2 protein-coding genes are annotated in these 1,305 nt (G+C 47.1%); both read left to right on the top strand.

What is annotated here, in order from left to right; genetic code table 11:
- Positions 1–642 (top strand): energy-coupling factor ABC transporter ATP-binding protein (locus tag PX484_RS19630; protein WP_288105203.1); only part of this gene is annotated, 642 nt, incomplete at its 5' end.
- 73 nt (positions 643–715) lie between these two features.
- Complete coding sequence (locus PX484_RS19635; protein ID WP_196219400.1) at positions 716–1,276, top strand: NYN domain-containing protein; 561 nt, start codon at positions 716–718, stop codon at positions 1,274–1,276.
- Positions 1,277–1,305: the final 29 nt, after the last annotated feature.

The raw sequence follows: 1,305 nt of genomic DNA on the forward strand, positions 1-1,305 counted from the left end.
TTTAGCTGGCCGAATGGGAAATCAGTATTAAATGGCTGCTCTTTGCAAGTTCCCAGAGGAGAATTTTGGATGTTGTTGGGGACAAATGGCAGCGGTAAATCAACCCTGCTGCGGCTCTTAGCGGGATTATTAAAACCTAGTCGCGGTGAAATAGAGATACCTAACCCCCTCGGTTTTGTTTTCCAAAATCCCGACCATCAGTTAGTTATGCCAACAGTGGGGGCAGATGTGGCTTTTGGATTGGTATCCGAGGGTTTATCCACGCCGGCAATTCGGGCCCGGGTGCGGGAATCCCTAGGGGCGGTGAATTTATTAGAAATGGAAAAACGACCGATCTATGCTCTCAGTGGCGGACAAAAGCAAAGAATCGCCATTGCGGGGGCTTTAGCTCGTCATTGCGAGGTTTTGCTCTTTGATGAACCCACCGCCCTTTTGGATGGGGATACCCAAATAGAATTAGTCTCTCAAGTGCAGAAATTGGTCAAAAACCGAGGTATTACAGCCCTTTGGGTGACGCATCGCCTGGAGGAATTGGATTACAGCGATGGGGCATTTTTGTTAGAGGGGGGTAAGGTAACGGATCGGGGAAATCCCCTAGAATTAAAAGCGAGATTATTGGCAAGTGCGGCGGTTGAATCTTAAATTTTTTGTTAATATCATTAGGATGCTGTTTTTTAGAACTGCCCTTAATGCTACACCAATTACTCTCAAAGCCATGGTTAATTCTTCTGATCGTTCCCTTCTGCTGGTTGACGGCTACAACGTCATCGGCGCTTGGCCGTCCCTGAAAAAAATCAGCGATCGCCACGGTCTCGAACCGGCGCGAGACAAGTTAATTGAAACCCTAATCGGTTACACCCACCATCAGGGTTATCAAACCCAAATCGTCTTCGATTCCTACCTTCAAGATACCCCCGGCAGCCAAGAACGCTACACTAACCATTTATCGGTTTATTTTACCGCTCACGCTCAAACCGCCGACACCTATATCGAGAAAACCTGCGCCGATTTTTGGCACGATCGCGCCCCAGCTATCGGACGGATTATCGTCGCTACCTCTGATAATGCCCAAAAAATGACCGTTATGGGTTATGGGGCCCACTGGATTTCCGCTCAACGTCTGGAAATCGAGGTGGATTTAACCGGTCGTCGTCTGAGAAAATCCCAGAGTTCTTCTCAAAGTCCCAAAGGGCGTTTTTTATTCCATTCTCTCGATGCTCAGGTGCAACAGAAATTAGAGAAAATGCGCCACGGAATTAGTTATCAAAAACCTTGACAAATTACCTCAAATATGTATCGACAAAA

It is taken from the genome of Microcystis sp. M49636_WE2 (assembly GCF_030065375.1).
Taxonomy (GTDB): Bacteria; Cyanobacteriota; Cyanobacteriia; order Cyanobacteriales; family Microcystaceae; genus Microcystis; species Microcystis aeruginosa_C.

Bases quoted from the DNA above. Each gene is read 5' to 3' on its own strand.
- PX484_RS19635 (WP_196219400.1), top strand. From the start codon at position 716: ATGGTTAATTCTTCTGATCGTTCCCTTCTGCTGGTTGACGGCTACAAC.